This window comes from Duncaniella muris (assembly GCF_003024805.1).
Taxonomy (GTDB): Bacteria; Bacteroidota; Bacteroidia; order Bacteroidales; family Muribaculaceae; genus Duncaniella; species Duncaniella muris.
This window is the reverse complement of record NZ_PUEC01000041.1, coordinates 1-19,948: the sequence shown is the minus strand read 5'-3', so window position 1 is coordinate 19,948 and position 19,948 is coordinate 1. Positions and strand designations below refer to the sequence as shown.

General features: G+C 47.7%; 15 protein-coding genes and 2 pseudogenes. 3 read left to right on the top strand and 14 right to left on the bottom strand.

What is annotated here, in order from left to right; all coding sequences use genetic code 11:
* Both C5O23_RS12770 and C5O23_RS12765 read left to right on the top strand, forming a co-directional pair.
* Positions 1–206: ATP-binding protein (locus C5O23_RS12770; RefSeq protein WP_161553606.1), on the top strand; the 206-nt coding region annotated here is incomplete at its 5' end.
* Positions 207–340: 134 nt separating this feature from the next.
* Positions 341–622 (top strand): annotated as a pseudogene (locus tag C5O23_RS12765) (tyrosine-type recombinase/integrase); the annotation flags it as partial.
* 1,137 nt (positions 623–1,759) lie between these two features.
* Here the strand turns inward: C5O23_RS12765 and C5O23_RS12760 are convergent.
* From C5O23_RS12760 to C5O23_RS12700, 13 genes are all read right to left on the bottom strand, one after another.
* Positions 1,760–2,602, bottom strand: coding sequence for a phosphatase PAP2 family protein (locus tag C5O23_RS12760; protein ID WP_161553611.1), 843 nt, complete (start codon positions 2,600–2,602; stop codon positions 1,760–1,762).
* Positions 2,603–3,134: 532 nt separating this feature from the next.
* Positions 3,135–3,584 carry a hypothetical protein gene (locus C5O23_RS12755; RefSeq protein ID WP_107033308.1) on the bottom strand — a complete coding sequence of 150 codons (450 nt, stop codon included), beginning with the start codon at positions 3,582–3,584 and terminating at the stop codon, positions 3,135–3,137.
* 206 nt (positions 3,585–3,790) lie between these two features.
* A complete protein-coding gene (locus C5O23_RS12750) occupies positions 3,791–4,393 on the bottom strand; it encodes a hypothetical protein (protein ID WP_107033307.1) in 603 nt (200 codons plus the stop codon).
* 40 nt (positions 4,394–4,433) lie between these two features.
* On the bottom strand, positions 4,434–5,681 hold the full coding sequence (locus C5O23_RS12745; RefSeq protein ID WP_107033306.1) for a DUF4857 domain-containing protein: 1,248 nt from the start codon (positions 5,679–5,681) through the stop codon (positions 4,434–4,436).
* Positions 5,682–5,697: 16 nt separating this feature from the next.
* Positions 5,698–6,369, bottom strand: a complete 672-nt coding sequence (locus tag C5O23_RS12740) for a hypothetical protein (RefSeq protein WP_107033305.1) — start codon at positions 6,367–6,369, stop codon at positions 5,698–5,700.
* Positions 6,370–6,379: 10 nt separating this feature from the next.
* Positions 6,380–7,282, bottom strand: coding sequence for an ABC transporter ATP-binding protein (locus tag C5O23_RS12735; RefSeq protein ID WP_107033304.1), 903 nt, complete (start codon positions 7,280–7,282; stop codon positions 6,380–6,382).
* Positions 7,283–7,346: 64 nt separating this feature from the next.
* Entirely contained in the window at positions 7,347–8,885 is a 1,539-nt protein-coding gene (locus C5O23_RS12730) for a DUF6850 family outer membrane beta-barrel protein (RefSeq protein WP_107033303.1), read from the bottom strand.
* 26 nt (positions 8,886–8,911) lie between these two features.
* The gene (locus tag C5O23_RS12725; RefSeq protein WP_107033302.1) at positions 8,912–10,156 is read right to left on the bottom strand and encodes a DUF4876 domain-containing protein; all 1,245 of its coding nucleotides are present in this window, start codon (positions 10,154–10,156) and stop codon (positions 8,912–8,914) included.
* Positions 10,157–10,190: 34 nt separating this feature from the next.
* Positions 10,191–12,977, bottom strand: coding sequence for a TonB-dependent receptor (locus tag C5O23_RS12720; protein ID WP_107033301.1), 2,787 nt, complete (start codon positions 12,975–12,977; stop codon positions 10,191–10,193).
* Positions 12,978–13,102: 125 nt separating this feature from the next.
* Positions 13,103–14,683 carry an NAD(P)/FAD-dependent oxidoreductase gene (locus C5O23_RS12715; protein WP_107033300.1) on the bottom strand — a complete coding sequence of 527 codons (1,581 nt, stop codon included), beginning with the start codon at positions 14,681–14,683 and terminating at the stop codon, positions 13,103–13,105.
* On the bottom strand, positions 14,667–16,052 hold the full coding sequence (locus tag C5O23_RS12710; RefSeq protein WP_107033299.1) for an MATE family efflux transporter: 1,386 nt from the start codon (positions 16,050–16,052) through the stop codon (positions 14,667–14,669). Before C5O23_RS12710 ends, C5O23_RS12715 begins: the two co-directional genes overlap by 17 nt.
* 151 nt (positions 16,053–16,203) lie before the next feature.
* Complete coding sequence (locus C5O23_RS12705) at positions 16,204–17,439, bottom strand: MFS transporter (RefSeq protein ID WP_107033298.1); 1,236 nt, start codon at positions 17,437–17,439, stop codon at positions 16,204–16,206.
* Between the two features lie 92 nt (positions 17,440–17,531).
* On the bottom strand, positions 17,532–18,119 hold the full coding sequence (locus tag C5O23_RS12700) for a hypothetical protein (RefSeq protein ID WP_133166570.1): 588 nt from the start codon (positions 18,117–18,119) through the stop codon (positions 17,532–17,534).
* A 264-nt stretch (positions 18,120–18,383) separates the two neighbouring features.
* Here C5O23_RS12700 and C5O23_RS12695 point away from each other — a divergent pair, with 264 nt between their 5' ends.
* Entirely contained in the window at positions 18,384–19,397 is a 1,014-nt protein-coding gene (locus C5O23_RS12695; protein WP_107033296.1) for a malate dehydrogenase, read from the top strand.
* Between the two features lie 262 nt (positions 19,398–19,659).
* Here the strand turns inward: C5O23_RS12695 and C5O23_RS12690 are convergent.
* Positions 19,660–19,948 (bottom strand): annotated as a pseudogene (locus C5O23_RS12690) (IS4 family transposase); the annotation flags it as partial.

Sequence of the window (19,948 nt, the reverse complement as noted above, 5' to 3'; positions counted from 1 at the left end):
GCGCACACCTTACGGAAATCATCGAAGACCGCCATGGTCGCAAATCAATCATCGTGACATCACAGCTCCCCGAACTGGACTGGTACGAAGCTATCGGTGACTCCACAGTGGCAGATGCAATACTCGATCGCATTGTCCACACTGCTCATCGAATCACGCTTACCGGCGAAAGCGTCCGTAAGCTCAAAGCTATAAAAAGCAGATAAGACAAAATAAAATTGACCCCGTCGGCCAGAACGTTTTCAGGGGTCAATTCAAAATATTTTCAGGGGTCAATTCAACCTTGGTCTAAGGGGTCATCCGAGCCTGGGTTTTCCATATACAACACACTTCCGAAAAAATATTCAATATCACCTGCTACCGCACAACCGCAATCACACGCTTGCAGAAATGGGTAAAGGCAGCAGGAATCAACAAGACTATCACATGGCATTGCGCCCGCCACAGTTTCGCTGTAAATGTGCTTGGTGCAGGAGCGAACATCAAGACCGTTGCCTCTCTAATGGGACATTCAAGTATCAAGATGACCGAGAAATATCTCCACGTCATTGACCAGCAGAAGCAGGACGCAATCAACAGTCTCGGAGACTTGGATTATGATTGCGAGGTAGTCAGTGTATAGATTTACCCCTTGGCATTCTTGGCACTTTGGCACTTTGGCATTTTGAGAACTCTCCGACCGACATCGGAGGGTTCTTCTTTTTCGGCGGTCATCATCCTCGGATTTTGGTTTGGTTCAGTATGGGGTGTATATATTGGGCTGATCCAAACCAAGACTATATGGGGCAGCGAAAAGAAAAAACGATGAAATACGCTTGCATTTTCTACATTATCCGCATTTTGGAACTTGAAAATGCAGGAAATGCAGATAGTATGGCGGTGTCAGTCAACATTTTTTTAGGAATTATTCCATTGCACACCTTGCATTCTTGCACACTTTGAAAATGCCAAAGTGTCAAAAATGCCACGTGGTAATATTGAAATAACACAGATACCACACACCCTTATTCCTTGATGAAGCTGACCCTTGATTGTGCAAAAGTGCAAAGAATGCAAGGGGGACAATGAGAAAAATCGGATTTTCGTAATCGGCAAGATACCGTCTGACTACCTCAAAAGGCTCTCTCCCGACGGTCGGATATAATCACTAAATTGCTACAGTCATTGCAGTGGATGTGTTGACTTAAACGAATACTGTCATTACACTGACTATCGTCATTATGACGATGAGAAAAAAGGAGTGCAAGGATATGTTTCGGGATTCCTTTTTCTCCGAAAAGCCACCGCCGAAACCGCAGTCACTGCCGTGACCGCTCTTTGTTTTTCTCATTGCCATAGGAGGTCGTTTTAGGGTGGAGCGAGTTTATGTTTAGGTATTACCTGTAATCCCAAAACGCTCCACAACCTCATCACCCAATAATGCCCTCTAACATCAATGATGAAATGACTGAATGACAAAGTGACCAATCATCCGGATGATTAAATGATTCGATGAATTGATGACTGAATGATTAATCATTTAGATGACAAAATGACTGAGTGACTAATCATCTAATCATTCAGTCATTTAATCATTCAGTCATTCCGTAAATCAATATCAAAACCAATGCAAAATACAACCACAACACCGTCGTGGAAATTACACCGACAGGAAATTCCTTAGCTCATTAGGGAATTTTCCGAGCCGCATTGACAAGTCAACGCTGAAAATATCCCGAATGAGCCAAAGGTTAACCTTTGGAAACCGTTGGCATGATTATTAGAAGGTGTATGCCAAGTTAATTGAGAAAGAATGCTCGGCAGGATTATAGACTGGTGATATGACCATGATATCTGAACATGGACTGTCCCATTTAAACCATCTTTGATATAACGGAAGCATCCAATAGCCTATCCTTGCAGATAGGATGCCTACACCTGCTCCCGCAATAACATCGTTTAGCCAATGGCGACCGTTATAAAGGCGCAGGAAAGCAACACCAACAGCAACGCTATAAGCCCCTATTCCCATACCAAGCCCATATTCTTCTCTCATTAATTCTGCTCCGGTAAACACGGTGGCAGTATGTCCTGAGGGAAACGAATTCCTTGCATTGGAATCCGGTCTTTTTTCTTTGAATGAATATTTACCGATATTTGTAAACGCCGTCATGGTTAAGTAGGCGGTAGCTTCCACTACGACACGCTCTTTAAAACTATGTTTTGATTTGATACCGATTGATCCAAATGTCAGATACGTTATGGCAGGAAGATATTGGACATAATCATCGGCACGGAAGAAATGATTTCCACGCAGATTATCCATTCCATTTTTGATGTTTGTGTCTAACTTTTTGAATGCTCCATTGTATACTCCAAAAGTACCAACAGCTATAAGAACTCCTGGTAAAATTAGTTGTTTAGCATTGAATTTAGAACATTCAGGTTTGTACTGATTGAAAACTAATGTACTGTCAATCGACAAGGTGTTGACAGTCCGCTGTGTATCTTGAAAAATCATATCTGATGATTCTTCAAAATTGGATGTTTGGGCGTACCCAGAGACTTGTGAGGTAAGAAGCCCCAATGTTATCAGACCTCCTACCAATCCATTTTTGTTCATTGGCATATCGTTTGTGCGAATGCCAATGCTCATAAATCAAACTCGACGAATGCAAAAGCATGGGCAATGACTGCCCAGAATGCACCCGTCGGATTGGTGTTATGAACGGCAAGTCACGCCCATGCAATGCACGGACGTTCGCGACTTGTTCCTCATTCATAACACAATGAAATTTCCGACGTTTCATTCTGATTGGAACAAATAGCAAACGCTATTAATTATGTTATCAGAAGCCTCTGCCTCCGTTATTTTCAACTGCAAAGTTACAACTTTTTATGGCTCGTGTCAATAGCTTATGAGAAAATAGGTTTGGTTTAGCCTTAGATATATACATCTATACCGAACCAAACCTATATATGTGCTGGGCAAAAGAGAAATGTCCGTATCAGTTTTTCTTTTCACCAGCCCATATCCCGACACCAACCTTACCACCGAAAGAAGAAAAATAAGGCAAATAAATAAAGTTAACTACCGCAAATTATCTATAAATCGTTTCTATTTGTTTTCAGCCAACTGTCTAAATAGTACAAATTTAGTACAATGGCACATAGTTATAACATTGATAATCAACACAAATATACCCAAAGCTAAAATTGAGGTTAGTCTTTCTATTATTAAAATCCACGAGTTCTTCCTCTGAAAAGACCTTTAATATCTCAAGAGACATTTGATTAAGCTTTTTCGTTTGGCTTTTCATGTACTCTGACAACTCAAAATGTCTAATTCCTTTATTAACGATGTATGTTGCGTCGCATGAATCATCTAAAAAAGTAATTCTAACAAATTTCGAATGTGAAACTTGTTCACGGACTATCGATGTGTTGGAATTTTTTGCCTCATGCGAAACAGTATCTTGCTGATACGAATTATTTGCAGTTGAATCACATTCTAATGTTTCCAATCGAATGCCGGAATCAGCTTCTTGTGCCGGAATATTCAGACACAAGAGCAACATTGATACGATTATTAATAGTTTTTTCATAACGGGATTGATTAATCTTTTGATTGATTAATCTTTTCAAATTAACGTCCAAATTCGCCTCATAGTATTCTTTAAAACATAAAACAAAGAGGTTGTGCAGGCCGACGATATCCAGTTAACTCATACAGACAAAACTCCCTGCCACAGAATTCTGCAGCAAGGAGTTGATTTTGTCCGGACAGACAATCTGATTTCAAAACCGGTTCTTACTCCGGAAGAATTTCATAAGAAATTGCCTGGAGGCAATAGAATGACAGATAAGGCTTGCCTTCCTTTTCCTGACGGACTGCGATTTTGGCACGATAGTCAGCGATACGGTCATCAAAGGCAGTCAGATTTTTCTGTCCCTGGGCCGCGCGTTCTGTAGCGCAACCGCTTTCAACTTCAGCCTGAGACTCTTCGCCTGCTTCAGCAGCCGCTTTCTGAGCCTCTTCATACTGACGGATCATATTCTGAATAGCAGCTTCGTCGATGCGCTCCTCACAAACCACACCCTTGACACGGATGGGCTGATGGATTGTAGACTTCGGAAACGGTTCGCCCATAAGAGGAAAGGCCTCGCAGCGGATAAGCACACTGTCAGCCGATCCTACCACGAATGCCTTACGACCGCCGTGACGGCAAAGATGTGAGCACACGCCTTCGATCTCGATTGTGTCACCTACAAGGTTTTCAGCATCGGCAAGAAGCTGATCTACATTGATTGCTCCGGCTGCGTCATCGGTTGAAGCGGAATTAGACGCTCCTCCGCAAGAAACCATTGCAAGGCATAAGACTATCAGAAGCGTAAAGATTGATGTTTTCTTCATTTTCTTTCTGTTTTTATTTTTGATTAATGATTGATATTTTTCAATTTCTTATAATGATGAACGGAATGAAAGCAAAAATTCCGAATACGAGAGTGACAAGCGATGCTAACGCAGGACGGCATATGGCATCTGCCGTCCGTCTGCGGTAAACTATGAAAATCACAAGCGCAAACATAGCATTCAGAACAAATGCCGCCCAGGAGAAAGATTCAATGCGCGGAGTGGCATAGCAGTCTGACGTCGATGTAAATGACAGAGTGTAAGGGAAGATATAGGATCCGATTTTTGCCACCGTGCTCTTCTCGCTTGTCTTGGCATAGCTTGCCAGCAGAGAATAGTCATCGGCATCAAGCGCACTCCAGCGGGTTCCATCCTGGTTCGAGACTCTCACTATGATATTGAATAGGTTTTTGACCACGGAAAACCGGTCTTTCTCAGGATCGACCTTCCCGACGGGCAGCTGACACAGACGATAGCCATCGCGCTCTATGAGATAGAGATTATGGGTTTCATCTGACATCAGTCCGATAGCTTCCTTGTCAATATTTTCCATTATAAACACATGGGCAGCTCTGAGCGAGTCAGGTTTGCGCACTTTCGACATATAAGGTCTGCCGGCCTGCATCTTCATATGGAATATATCACCGTTGTCATCGACCATAAGATAGCCTTCGTCATAAGCTTTTCGGCTTGTGATATTGGCCGAGAAACTTTTCATTGGCAAAGTGAACCCGCGGTCATTGAATATTTCGGTAAATCTTTTGCTTCTTGCCTGATTGATCTGATTGGTCTCCATCTCGATGAATTCCACCCGGCCGTCACGAAACCTGAACACTTCAGTGGGATCTTCAAGGTCAATGCGCGCCGGCATGGATTCCATTATAAGATAGACATCGGCAAAACGCTTGTTGATGTCGCGTGGCGACGATGTAAAAACCCAGGAGTTATGTTTAAGCCGCGGAATGGAGATCTCAATGCCGTTGATCGAATCAGGCATCTGCTCGCGGGCCACAAGCTGAGTGAAATAGAGCTGTGGCAGAAGCGAATCGCGCTGCTCTTTCGTATAGACCACTCCTTCCTCACGAACTCCATCGGTATCAAGCGGATAGATCACGGATTCCTTCTCGCCGGTTCTTTCTGACACGATCATCCGGTCGCTTATCGGTGAGTATGCGATAAACGGATCAGAGGCCCCCACCGGAAACAGAAGTGAATAGAGCCAGGGAAGAAACCACGAGAGGACAATGACGCTCAGCGTCACGAGTAATATTGTATATGCTTTTTTCATGATTTTTCAGTGTCGGTTAATCCTGACGGCCCTCCTTAAACCTTATGATCGAGCCGAAAGAAAGAACGGTCAGAAGAACAACTGTTATGATTATAAGGATGAGCATTCCGTTGTAGGCCTCAGGTGCAGGCTGAAGAAAATACATCATCAGCACCGCGATAGCCAGAAGAGAGAGAACTATACGACGCTTCCAGGTGCCTTCGAGACAGACAGCCGTAACAAACAGATAGGCTGTGAAACCGGCAAAATACCAAGGGAGAGTGGTCAGCATCACACGCACTACAAGTTCTGACGGGAGTATTCTGAAATCATAGACCATGATAATCAGTGCCTGCACAAAATAGATTGTCAGCAATTCCACCAGACCGGTCAGAAGCATCAGCCCAACAAGCCTGCGCTGAGGGTAAGGCAGGTGCAGAGTAAGTTTCAGGCGTTTCTGCGCCATCTCCGGAGCCATCTGCGCTACTCCAACGGCCAGACCTACAAGCAGAGGCACGTATTTGATCATGTCAATGAACGTATTGTCTTTGAGCAGCATTATGAGCCACAGATGCTCTACTCCTTTGAGTTCGATCAGCCGGTTCATCATCGCGACCGTATAAAGGCCTATGCACACAGCCAGCCCAAGAGATATGAAGAAGACCATCCGGGTCTTTACCCATTCTTTGAATATCAGAGCTCTTTCCATTTTTTCAGTATCAATATTTTCCGGTGAGTCCGATGAAGGCGTCTTCGAGCGACATGTCCTGACGGACAAGGCTTCCGGAATCGACTCCGAGAGAGCCAAGGGCCGCTCTGACTTCATCAATCGGTTTGAATGTATAGAATTCGAGTTCATCCTTGATCTTGCCAGGATTGACAAACAGACTGTCAGCCAAGAATTTCTCTACAGGCATGTATGTCTGAAGAGTGTAGCGGCAAAAGTCACGCAGAAGCTCATCGACCGGCATCTGGGTAAGGATCTTGCCATAGTCAAGTATGATGCAGTCATCAATCAGTCGTTCAAGGTCCTGGATGATATGTGATGTCATGAATACGGTCTTCTCCTCAGCTTTGGCAAATTCACGCAGATAGTCTGTAAACAGTCTGCGGTAGCCGGGATCAAGGCCAAGAGAAAAGTCATCAAGCACAAGCAGATCGGCATTCTGTGCAAGAATCAGACCGAGTGCCACCTGCGAGCGCTGTCCGCATGACATGGATGAAATCTTCTGGCCTGGCGACACATGGAGCTTGTTCATGAGTTCATAATAGGCATCCCTGTTCCATTTCGGATAGAACCGTGAATAGAAACGCTCTATCTGCTCGATTGTCATGAACGCATACTGCACATGGCCTTCGATCAGCAATGCGATCCTTGCACGGGTCGCCGGTGACATTTCTGTGATTTTTTCACCGAATATCCTGCACTCACCTTTCTGCGGGCGCAGGTAGCCCATAAGTATATTTATTGTGGTGGTCTTTCCTGTGCCGTTTTTACCCAGCAGGCCGAGAATACGACCTTTAGGTACTTCGAAGCTCAGGTCACTGTAGATGATCCGCCCTGTGCCGTAGCGCTGAGTCAGATTTTTTACAGATATCACCGATTCAGAATCGTGGTTCATTATCAAGTTTTCTTAAATTACATTTAGAGGTCGTTTTTAATAACATCCTCTTACTTACTATTTGTCAGAATTCAGCTGCGAGTGTGACTGCGGCACCGTGGCGGAGTCCTTCACCTATATAGTCAGTCAGCCGGTATGCCACCCTGAGAGAAACAATGAAATTCATTACAGGCCGCGATATCCCCGCCGAGACATTGAATGCGGTGCGGTCGGCTTTGAGCATCGAATAGTTTGACAGCACACATTGCCCAAGCGGAGTGTCCGGTTCAAGATCTGTCAGAATTTCTTCTTTCGGATCTGCTTTGGCATAGGAGACTCCGGCTGAAAGATTCCAGAGCCAGCTTTTGCCTGAAACGGCTGAAAAATCAGCATCAAACCCTGATATGACATGGCTTGCCCCCAGACGGCGCAACGGATCGGCATAGCTCTCCTTCTCTGATTCATAGGCTATGTCAGGGGTGAGCGTCATGCTTGAGTTTCCTTTCTCAAACCGCACTGGAAAAGAAAGCCCAAAGTGGGAGCTTTCGAATCTATACGGCGAACTGCTGCCTATGCGGTCATAGCTTGATCCGGCTGAAGACCCGAATATATTTTCAGTGCCCTTGCGCCGAAACATATTGCCGTCAATTGTGGGCTGGATCATGATTCCTCCGCCGAACTGAAGACGGTATGAAATGCCAAGATCAATAATATCATTGCCGGTATAGCCGAGGGTCAGATTATTATAGTTGCGCAACTGCTGCTCCATCCGGTAACCGGTATAGCCAATGGTCGCTGCAAAGCCTTGGCCGGAAACAGGCAGCCACTGAAACCCAATATTATAGCCGAACGATGAATAACCGCTGTTTTTGTTGGCATTGCCCATAAAGCGCCGGTAATAAGTGCCCATACCGGTCAGGGTGTAGGTGTTTATTTCATTCAGCGGATTATAAAAATCGAGATCACAGTTCTGATTATAGATATTCACTCCGGCATTCAGCCCGATGACACTGTGATCATTCACCGTATAGCCGCCACCCAGAGCGATGTCAATGTCAGAGACAACGGTCTTGACTCTCGGATCACGGTTACGGTAGGCAATCTCAGCTCTGTACGCAGCGTGAACGCCGACTGTCCATCTGGAAAAACCGCAGGCATAGCCTCCGGAAAATCTATAGCTGCGGGTGCTCAGGTCACCACCGGCTTCATCACCCAGCACATAAGGAGCCACGCGGTTATAGTCTATGTAGTCAGTCCATCTGACCGAACGATAGGTTCCGGTCACAAACGAAGCATTGCCCCAGACCACCCTTTCGGCTCCCAGACGGGTATATGATCCGGCCGAAACTCCTAACAGATCGGATCCATCGCCAAGTTGTTCCATCACCGGCTTGTCCTGACGGTCATACTCTCCGCTTATGGCAAATGACGAAAGCGAAACGCTGTCACGAAACAGCATTGCAGCCGGATTGCTCTCATATCTCTGCATCAGCGCGGCATTTACCGGCTGAGAGAGCCGTTGAAGCTCAGACAGAGACAAAGGCTGCGCCATGACCCCGAATGAAGGGATCATGGCTACAGCTATTATAGCCAGGCTGTATTGAAATCCAGAGACTTCCGACATCGATCTGTTTTTACTTCGTTAATCTGTTATTTCGCTGAAACAATTTCAAAATCCCTGGCAGAATCGTTGGTGTCCATCAGCACGGTATTGCCGGCGGCTGACACTCCGGCCGCTTTGCGGACAAACTTCTTACCGAAACGGTTCTTGTCAGTCTTAGCCTCAGAGATAGCGGCATAGCTTGCGTCAACAGATGTGCTCAAAGCTCCCTGTATCCAGCTTTCAACCGGACAGAGGTTAACACCGTCGATGATCCAGTCATATTTGACAAGATAACATTTTGTTCCGGTCATTTCCTTCTGAGTCACACTGCTGATATATTTATATGTTCCGTCATACTCGGCGAGATACTGCTCGGCTGTCATGCCTTCGGGAAAACGGACAAGCGCATAGGAACGGTTGCACTGGTTGCTTGCAATCCAGATTGTCGGCGAGTAGGAATACCATTTGTCAAGGTTGGGAACATCAGGATTGTCGGTATCCTTCACCGAGGCGGAAGTCGATTCATCATACCATTCAAAATCAGCATCGGTGTGATTGAGAGCTCCGGGCACCTGGGCTGTCCAGTCAATAGCCTGATCGACGATCTTGATTGACTCGCCGGGGGCAATGGCTACATCCTGACCGCTGCCGGGAATAACATACACGGTCTGCGCTGTGAAATTGGCTTCACGCTGATTGGCTGGGGTAATGATCACATTGGCATCAGTGTTCAGCAGCTTGCTTTCAACAATCGCAATGCCGTCGGCATACTGCACCTCGTCGGTATTGTTATAGATAGTGAAATATGTGTCATAGAGACCATTAGTTCCTGCCGCGTTGAGCGAGCCGGCAAAGTAGATTTCACCGAATACGAGTGTATTGGATGGATTATAGAAGAACCATTTGAGACTTGCTGACTGGGCTGAAGAGCTGATGACCTGCTGAGATGCCACGGCACGAAGTGTGCGTGTCACGCTGGCGCCCTCGTCATTGACGAAACTTACCTCCATCTGTCCGTCGATGTCATAGGTTCCGGCAGGAATCACATCTGAGTCGGTCAGAGGGAGTTCAAATGTATATGAGCGACCGGAATTCAGTTCTTTGTAAGTTATAGTCCCGGATTCTACCGTGTAGGATGACGGAAGTTCTGCGGGATAAGTAGGAGCAATGACAACCGGATAAGTCACCACGGTGTTGTCATCATCTGAACATGAAGCCACACTCAGTCCCATTGCGGCACACAGAGCCACACTCAGAAACAGATTCTTGATCTGAATTTTGTTTGATGTCATGATAATTGGTTATTTTGATGATTTTGATTGATTCCTATATTTTGAGATTGAGCTCCATCCCGAAATATGGAGTGGAGTAACGGCGGATGGTGATTCCGTAGCGTTCATAGTCAGGCGCTATGTACACCAGACGGTTGACGTAGACCGCCAGCCCTACCCGCTTCTGCCAGAATGTCTTTGTGGCTTTGAAATTGACGCTTGTCTCTGCCGGCACATTCTGTCTGACAAATGAACTTTCGGTGAAATTGCGCACCAGCTGTTTCAGGTATGGATCCGACAGACATTCATCGGTATAAGGATGGATGGCACCGTTTACATCCATGTACTGCACCGGAATTCCATCGCGTCGCAAAGTCTTACGCGAGGTCAGCCAGAGATTCTGCACACCGATCGAAAAATTCAGTCCGAGCCGCGGGAGATCGGTGTCAAAAAGTATATTGGTGTTGACGCTGCGATAGTTGTTGCCGTCAAGGTCATCATAAAGTCCTACATACTGCAGCTCCCGGCCGTTGGCTATGATGCTTGGCTTGTACCACAGCGACTGACTGTTACTGTTGGTGGTGCTGAAGAATGCGCCGGAAATTGTCAGACGTGTGTTGATGACGGGCAGACGGCGCGACTGCAGAGTGTATTCCACACCCTCTTTCAATGTGCGGCTGCCGTTGGTTGTCTTGCTTCTCACTGCAAGGTAGGTCTCGGTCTGATAAGGCAGATCCTCGATCAGCGGAGCGCGTCCGGCGGCGTATGGGTCGAAGCCGGAAGCATCGTAGCGGTTATATGTATAAGTATGAACAAATCCGGAACTGCGGAAACCGTCTGCCATATTCTCGCGGAAATATGTCACGGAAAGTCTGTTGCCACGATAACTGATGTCGGCGCGGACTTCCCACTTGAAGTTCCGGGCGGCCCGCAGACGGTAGTTGGTCATGTCCTCTATATAGGTCCTCACATTCATCACCCGATAGTCTTCCACATTGTGGTAATAGTTGAGCTGCTCGAAATCCGAATAGAGTTTTTCAGGATAAAGATATGCTGCTACCGGCATCTTTGTATGCCATCCGGCTCCGGCTGCGAGTTCGAATCCGAGCGGATAGTTTCTGACATAGGCCGGCGGCAGACTCCAGACAAGGTTGAAGCGAGGGTCAAAATAAGGCTTACCGCTCAGTTCATATCTGCTGTCGAGATGCAGAAGCTGAGTCTCTCGCAGACCGGCCGTCAGTGAAAGGGTGTGCTTCCCTGCATAGAATCTGGTCTCGCTTTCGAGGTATGCCGAGAGCTGGTGCATGGCCGGTACATCACGGAAGGCGCGCGGACGAGTGTTGTTGCCTGCTATCAGCGGGCGCGAAATATCATAAACGGCCCCACGGCCATAGTTTTTGCTCATGTTCCACTCAACTCCGAATTTCAGAGCCGATGACAGTGAACTCCCGCCGAAACGCAAGCGGCCGCAGCTTTTGAGCGAGGCGGTAAACGGACGGCCCTCCACACGGTAGTCGGCAAGATAGAGCATGGGGAGATAGCCGATGTAATTGTCACCTTCAACCAGCGAGACAGGCATCGGCATAACTCGTGACGAAGCTACGTGTTTCTGCTGCTCAAGCTGCTCATGTCCGTAGCTAAGTCCGGAAACCAGATTTAATTCCTGAAGCACGGAGGCAACAGACGGTACATAGCGCAAAGTGTTGTCCCAGCGCATGGTGTGCTTGCTGTTCTGATAGAAGTCAATTGTATTGTTGACGGCAAGATCCGGATCGTTGTCATCTTTCTCAAACATGCCGCTGTAGCTGAAATTGGAATTCCAGGCAATGCGGGCCACCGGGCCGGTCCAACGCTTTGTGCTTCGCAACGAACCGGTCACGCGCTTGAAATTCTCGCGATTGTTGCGCGGGTCAATCTTCGAATCGAGATAGTCGACTCCGGCATTTATGATCCATGTGTTGTCGCCACTGAGATCAAAGCCTTTGCCAACATAGAAAAGCTGGCTCTGAGTGTCGGCTTTAAAACGGGCTTCGAGACGTCCGGCTCCGCTTTTGCGCTTGATGCTTACAAGTCCGGAGGTCAGCTCGCCGTATTCCACTGACGGAATACCACGCACAATCTCCACACTCTCTATATCATCTGTCGAAAGCGAGCGCATGTCAACTCCTTTACCTGTCGATATCCTTGAAGTTCGGTTGGCATCCGGTGTGATCTGCATGTCGGCATCAGTGTTAAGTCTCACACCGTCGACCACGAAAGCCGTGCCGAGGGCCGCTGTGGCATAATCGTCATTCTGAGTCATGCCCGAAGCCGAGCGCAGATCAATCCTGTTGACCGACCCCATTTCAGGATCTTTGGTCACTCCGCCAGGAAGCAGGCTCATGAGATCCGTGAAACTCGACGGCTGAAGATGCCTCATAGCCGTAGTGTCAATAAGTGATGCGGATGTGGCATTATAGCCCTCGCGGGCGGTGACAACAACTTCATTCAGGGAGGTGGACGGTTCAAGCCTGAAATTCAACGTCAGACTTTCACGGTCTTTAAGCGAAAGATTGCGACGTTGCGCTTTATAGCCTACAAGATTCAGCTCTATCACAGCCTGGCCGGGCTGGACCGTAAGCGTTATCGAGCCTTCCGCATCAGTATGGCCACCGGAAACTCCGGCCACCGCAGGCTGGCGGAATGTCACCGCCGCAAATTCCAACGGTTCGAGTGTAGCCGCATCCTTTACGTTCACAACCAGCCTGACTGCAGCCGATACATGACAGGCCGCACCGACCATTGTCGATACAGCCATCACAAATATGAATAGGGCTGACTGATATTTTGATTTGAAGATCATTTGTTGACCGGCTTGTTTTACACTCTTTTTTCAGTGTGCAAAATTACGCCGGTCTTCACAGCCGTGAAATACCTATTTTTTGGTAATTTCAGATCTCATTACAAGCTTCAGATACCCAATATCCATTATGAGACATTCAGATCATCGGCCACGGCGGCAGCAGAACGGTCTCCGTCAATTGCAGCCGACACAATTCCGCCAGCATAACCGGCGCCCTCGCCACAGGGATACAGACCTTTCAGGGTGATATGGCGCAACGACTCATTGTCACGCGGTATGCGCAAGGGCGACGAGGTGCGCGTCTCTGCCCCTATCAGAACTGCGTCATTTGTAAGGAAGCCGCGATTCTTACGGTCAAAATCCTTGAATCCGAGCTGCAGACGGCGGGCAATTCCCTTTGGCAAAAGCTTGTCAATGCGCGCTGGATGCGCTCCGGGAGCATATGAAACCTGTGGCAATGAAGAAGACGGCCGGCCGTTGACAAAATCAGCCATCCGCTGTGCGGGAGCGTTCTGAGTCTGTCCGGCCTCCTGCCAAAAGGCCTTCTCAATGCTCTCCTGGAAACGCAGCATCTTCAGAATGCCTTCCGGATCATCATCTGTCCCTACTGTCGGAATATCTTCAGGCAAAACCTCGACAACCATTGCGGCATTGGCCCACCTTGATGAACGCGCTGATCCCGACATACCGTTGACGGCAAGCTGCTCAGGACCACTGGCAGACGGGATAACAACGCCACCAGGACACATGCAGAACGAGTAGACTCCACGGTCATCGACCCTTGTCAGCATTGTGTATTCGGCTGCCGGCAGATAGCGCCCGCGGCCGTCTTTGGAATGATAGCGCAGACAGTCTATCAGATGCTGCGGGTGTTCGAGACGTACCCCGACGGCGAGTCCCTTCGGTTCCATCGTCACTCCGGCTGACAGCAGGAAGCGATATACATCACGGGCCGAATGGCCTGTTGCAAGAATCACAGGACCGAAATATTTTTCACCGCCGGCTGTGACCACTCCTCTTACCTCATCACGCTCTATTATCAATTCTGTCACACGGGTTGAAAATCGGACTTCACCTCCGCAGCGGCAGATGGTCTCGCGCATGGCCTTTATGACTCCTGGGAGTTTGTCGGTACCGATATGCGGGTGGGCATCCACCAGAATGTTTTCCGAAGCGCCATGCTGGGCAAAAATATTCAGAATCTTGTCTACCGAGCCGCGTTTTTTTGATCGGGTGTAAAGTTTCCCGTCAGAAAATGCCCCGGCACCGCCTTCACCAAAGCAATAGTTTGAATCAGGATCAACTACTCCCTTGCGAGCTATATCGGCCATATCGGGTCTGCGCGAGTCCACATCCTTGCCGCGCTCGAGCACAATCGGGCGCACACCCTCCTCTATCAGCCGCAAGGCTGCAAACAGTCCTGCCGGACCGGCACCAACCACTATGGCCTGCGGAGCGTCTGAAGCCACCGAGCGGTAATCCACCGCACGGACAAGTGACAGAGACGAGGGCTCTTCGTCGATATAGGCTCTGACCGAAAGGTTGACCATCACCTGACGCTGACGCGCATCAATGGAGCGGCGGGTCACGAGCACATGACGGACAGAGTCTTTACTGACACCTGCCAGACGCGCCACCTCTTGGCTGAGCAGATGAGGTTCAGCAGCTACACGCGGCGTTACACGTAGATCAAGAGTTTCTTGCATTGAGTTCCATTTTTTTCATTGTGTGTCCCATCCACCACCAGAGGGTGACTACGGTGACAACAAAAGCTATAATATCAGATCCTGCCATCGAAGCCCAGACTCCCGGCACTCCCCACAGACGCGGGAAAATTATCAGGAACGGAATCAGGAACAGAAGCTGGCGTGTCAGAGAGAGGAATATCGACATCTGCGGCTTGCCCACACTCTGGAAAAAGTTCTGAATGACGATCTGGCATCCGACCACCGGATAGCAGATGAAGTAGATTCTGAAGCCGTCACGGGCTATGCCGACAAGAGTCTCATCTGTGGTAAACAAGGCGGAGACCACATCCGGGAAGCCTTCACTGACAATCCAGCCTACAACCGTGATTGCAACTCCGATCCATATGCCGAGCCGAAGCACCCGTTTGACCCGGTCAAAATTGTTGGCACCTATATTATATCCGAGAATAGGTTGCATGCCCTGGGTGACTCCAAACACGATCATCACAAAAAACATTGTGGTACGGTTGAGAATTCCATAAGCACCTACAGCAAGATTGCCGTCGGCACCTCCATAATCAAGAAGCGCCCTGTTGATAAAGATCACTACCACACATGCGCAGACGTTCATCAGAAACGGCGAAAGGCCGATAGCATAGATACGTTTTATTATAGACCACGTAAGCCACTTGTTATGCCGCTTGAAGTGAATCGAACTTTTGCGCGAAAGGAAATGTGACAGCACCCAAACGAATGCCGAAAACTGGCCTACCACAGTAGCACACGCCGCTCCTCTGATGCCCCAGTCCAATACAAATATGAAAATCGGCGCGCATATAAGATTGACAATCACCGATATCAGGGCGGAAATCATGGCCTTGCGCGGATAACCGGTGGCGCGCATGAGGTTGTTGAGGCCAATGAACACAAAGCCCAATGGAGTTCCCAGCAGAATTACCTGCATGAATTCACGCGCATAGTCAATGGTCTCTTCCGTCGCTCCGAAAAACAGCAGGATTGGATCAAGGAAGATCAGTGTGAGCCCACCGAACACGATCGAATGGATCAGACAGAGCGAAAAGACATTGTTGACCACATCCGTAGCCCGACTGTAGTTCTTCTGTCCGAGAAAAATAGAACTGATAGTGGCACCGCCGGCGGCGATGAGCATACAGAATGCCGCGACGAGGTTCATCAGCGGAAATGTGATGGCCAGGCCGGCAATGGCCATAGGACCGACACCACGACCGATAAAAATACTGTCTATGATATTGTATAACGAAGTAGCGACGCTCGCAATAATGGCTGGGATCGAATACTGGGCCAATAATTTCCCGACAGAACTTTTGCCGAGATCCTCTGTTGATGTGCTTGCAGTCACTGCCATATCCTATATAACCTTATATAAATGTATTATTGAAACGCGGGTGCAAAATTACTCAATTTTGCACCACTCTCTTATATGATAAAAATATTTTAACTAAAAACTTCTGATCAGCAGACCTAAAGGCCATGTTTTCTGAATTTTCTCATACCGTTCAGGCATGCAGACAACGTTTGGTGAAAAATGATCGGGTAAAGAAAAGCAAGAGCAAAGTGCCTGCGATCTGAGAGACGGAAGTAACCCAGAAGGCAGCCGAATAGCCGGCATATTCCACAAAGAAGCCACCGAGGAGTATGCCGAGCCCCATGCCACAGTCCCAGGAGGTCAGGATTGAAGAGTTGGCCGTTCCTCTCTGGTCATGACGGGCTACACAGATAAACATATTCAGAAAAGCCGGGAACATGCGGCCGTTGCCAAGTCCGATCAGCACGGCCGACAGATAGTAGGCCCACACTCCCGGAGCGAGAGCGAACAGAGTGAAACCCACAGAGCTTATGGCGGCTCCCTGAAGGGCATTTTCAGTCAGATGTCCCTCTCGGAGAGACTTGACTCCATAGAGGCGCGAAACAAAAAGTCCGCCTGAAAGAAGTGCGAAGAACAAGCCTGTGCCATCGGTGATGCCAAGTTCTTCCTTTCCATAGATAGCCACATAATTGCTCATGATGCCCCAACAGAGACCGAAAAGCAGAATGTTTATTGCCATCAGCCATGCACGGCTCAGAAAAAAGTGATCCATGCTCAGTTTCGGTTTTCCTTCAACCGGCGGACGGTGAGGCAGCCTGATGGTGCTTACAAAATAGAATCCCACAAAAGCAACCACCAGAGAGATCCAGAAGAGCAACCGAAAATTCCCGCTGAGAGAGTAGATATAGATTCCTGCCGAGGGAGCAATAGCCATTGCAAGGTTGTTGCTCAGGCCATAGAACCCCACTCCTTCGTTACGCCGTGAGGATGGGAGCACATCAATGGCAACTGTACTGTTGGCAACTGTGGTCGCACCGAAGGGCAAACCGTGAAGAGTACGCACCACGGCAAACATCAGAATGGTTCCGGCTCCGATATACCCCGTAAAACATATGAAAAACGCAAAGAAACAGAGCATCAACACCTTCTTGCGGTTGAAACTGTCGACAATAAAGCCACTGAAAGGCCTTACGATAAGTGCTGCGACGACATAACCGGACAATACAAGGCCTATGAGATCCTTGTCGGCCTTGAATTCCGCATCGAGATAGATGGGCAGCAGCGGTGTCAGCAGATAAAATGAAAAAAACATCATGAAATTGCCAACCATCGCCTTGCAGTAATTACTGTTCCAGAGTTTTTCCTTTGCTGCAGCAGTGGTGCCCTGGACTGCTTTTGTCTGTGAATTTAGATTCGTATCTTCCATAAATCACCTTAATCGCCCTCAATCTCTGGGGGCCCTATTGAAAAAACAGTGCAAAGATACGCAGAATTTGGTCAGGTCCAGTAACCGGCTCTTCAAAATTTGTAGGCTCCGCCGATAAATCCTGAGTGAGTCATGAACTTGCCATGATCTGACGGAGACCTGTAATCGTGTCGACAACCGGAGTATAAGCTGTAGTCGGATATACCATATCCTATGAAGAAAATGAGGCGATCAACCTGGAGATTTATGCCGGTCTTCAGATCCCAGGAAACCCATTCAGCCCGATGGCTTCCTGAAGCTCCCGGTGAAAGTATTATACCCGGTTCGGCAAAAAGATAAAATCCGCCACCCTGATTTTTCCAATTGATAAGCTTCGGACTACGGACCACCAGCGAGGATGTGGATTTAAAACGGGCGGCATAATCGAGGCGCGAATCATATTCATCATCACCCCAGTATTCCACAGGCACAATCTCTCCGGCTGATCCCAGCTGAGTCTTTATGCCAAGATATTGAAGCGGGAAGTAAGCAATGCCAAGGTCAAACTGATATCCGTCGGTATTAAGGCCGGCTGTGAAATTAGCTTCCCAGTGCATATTGCCGTCATCACATTTCAACGCCTGCGAAGATGCGCCGACCACACAAGCAGCAAAAACCAGCAACACATATAATCTTTTCATAATTGCAATCTTTAAAATAAAAATTAGAATTTCAGACTGAGTAGTTTTCATTTATCTCTATCATCAAACGCAGATTTCAAAATTTCAAATTCTTTGGTTGTCATCGTCAGTGGCTAATGTGTTCTTTTTCCAAAACAGAGTGCAAAAATAGCGATTATTTCCCAAATAGTCTTCTTTTAAGGTATAAACAGCAACATTTATCAGACCAACAATGTTATTATTACTGATAATACACAAACCTCAAACCAATAAAACTCATAAATCATGGATTTTCTGACTACTGAGAAACTGACCATTGTCGGAGCGGCCGGCATGATCGGTTCAAACATGGCCCAGACCGCAATAATGATGCGTCTGACTCCTAACATCTGTCTCTACGATCCTTTCGCACCGGCCCTTGAAGGCGTTGCCGAGGAACTCTATCACTGTGGATTCGAAGGATTGAATCTGACATATACCTCTGACATCAAGGAAGCTCTCACCGGAGCTGCCTATATCGTATCGTCAGGCGGTGCAGCCCGTAAGGCCGGCATGACCCGCGAAGATCTTCTCAAAGGAAATGCGCAGATCGCAGAGCAGTTCGGTAAAGATGTCAGACAATATTGCCCTGATGTAAAACATATTGTTGTCATCTTCAACCCTGCCGACATTACCGGACTTGTAACTCTTCTTTATTCCGGCGTTGAACCTTCACGCGTGACCACTCTTGCCGCTCTTGACAGCACCCGTCTGCGCAGTGAATTGTCAAAATACCTCAAAATACCCGCTGATGAGATTGTGAACAGCCGAACTTATGGCGGTCACGGCGAACAGATGGCCGTGTTTGCCTCGACTACATCAGTTGACGGCAAACCGCTTGTAGACATAATCGGAACTCCGCGTCTACCTCTCGAAGAATGGATCAACATCAAACAGCGCGTTATCCAGGGCGGCAAAAACATCATCGACCTTCGTGGACGTTCTTCATTCCAGAGCCCTGCCTATCTCTCTATCGAGATGATAGCCGCAGCTATGGGCGGGCAGCCTTTCCGCTGGCCAGCCGGAGCCTATGTCAACAACGATCGTTTCAAACACATCATGATGGCAATGGAAACCACTATAAGCAAAAACGGAGTGGAATGCAAGCCAATCAACGGAACTCCCGAAGAAGAAAAAGAGCTTGAAAAGAGCTATGAGCATCTTTGCAAGCTGCGCGACGAAGTGATCGAAATGGGCGTCATGCCTCCTATTGCCGAATGGCACCGTCTGAATCCTTATATGGACAAGAAGACCTGCTGATCGCTCCTTCTGACATGACGACAAAAAAAATTACTCGTCATCACGACGAATAACTTTTTTACCTTAAATCTAATACCATGAAAAACTTATTCGCAAATATAAGTTATAAAACAGGCCTTGTCAAGCAAATTAACATAAATTCTACTTGATTTTACAATATTTAACTTAATAATTTTATTACTGTCCGCTAAACCATAAAAAGGCGAGTCCAACTTCCTGAACGGCAGAAGTTGGGCTTACTTTTTGTATTTGACAAGCCCCCTCAGCCGTTTTCAGGTACTTCGGGAGGGGATTCCGATGCTTCGGCGAGCATGATTTTCAGGTCTGCATCGGGCTGATTGAGGAACTTTTCGAGATTCAGGTAATACATCAGCACAATTCTGACGATTGTAGCCAGCCCGGAGAAGCTCCAACGTCTTTCGAGTTTGCTTTGAAGTACTGACAGCAGCAGATTTGCGATGAGTGTAACCCATATCTGGATTTTGATGGCGTTGGCGCTCTCGCCATAGAAGTATCTCAAGGGAAAGTTCTGTTTGATCTGCTTGAAAAGA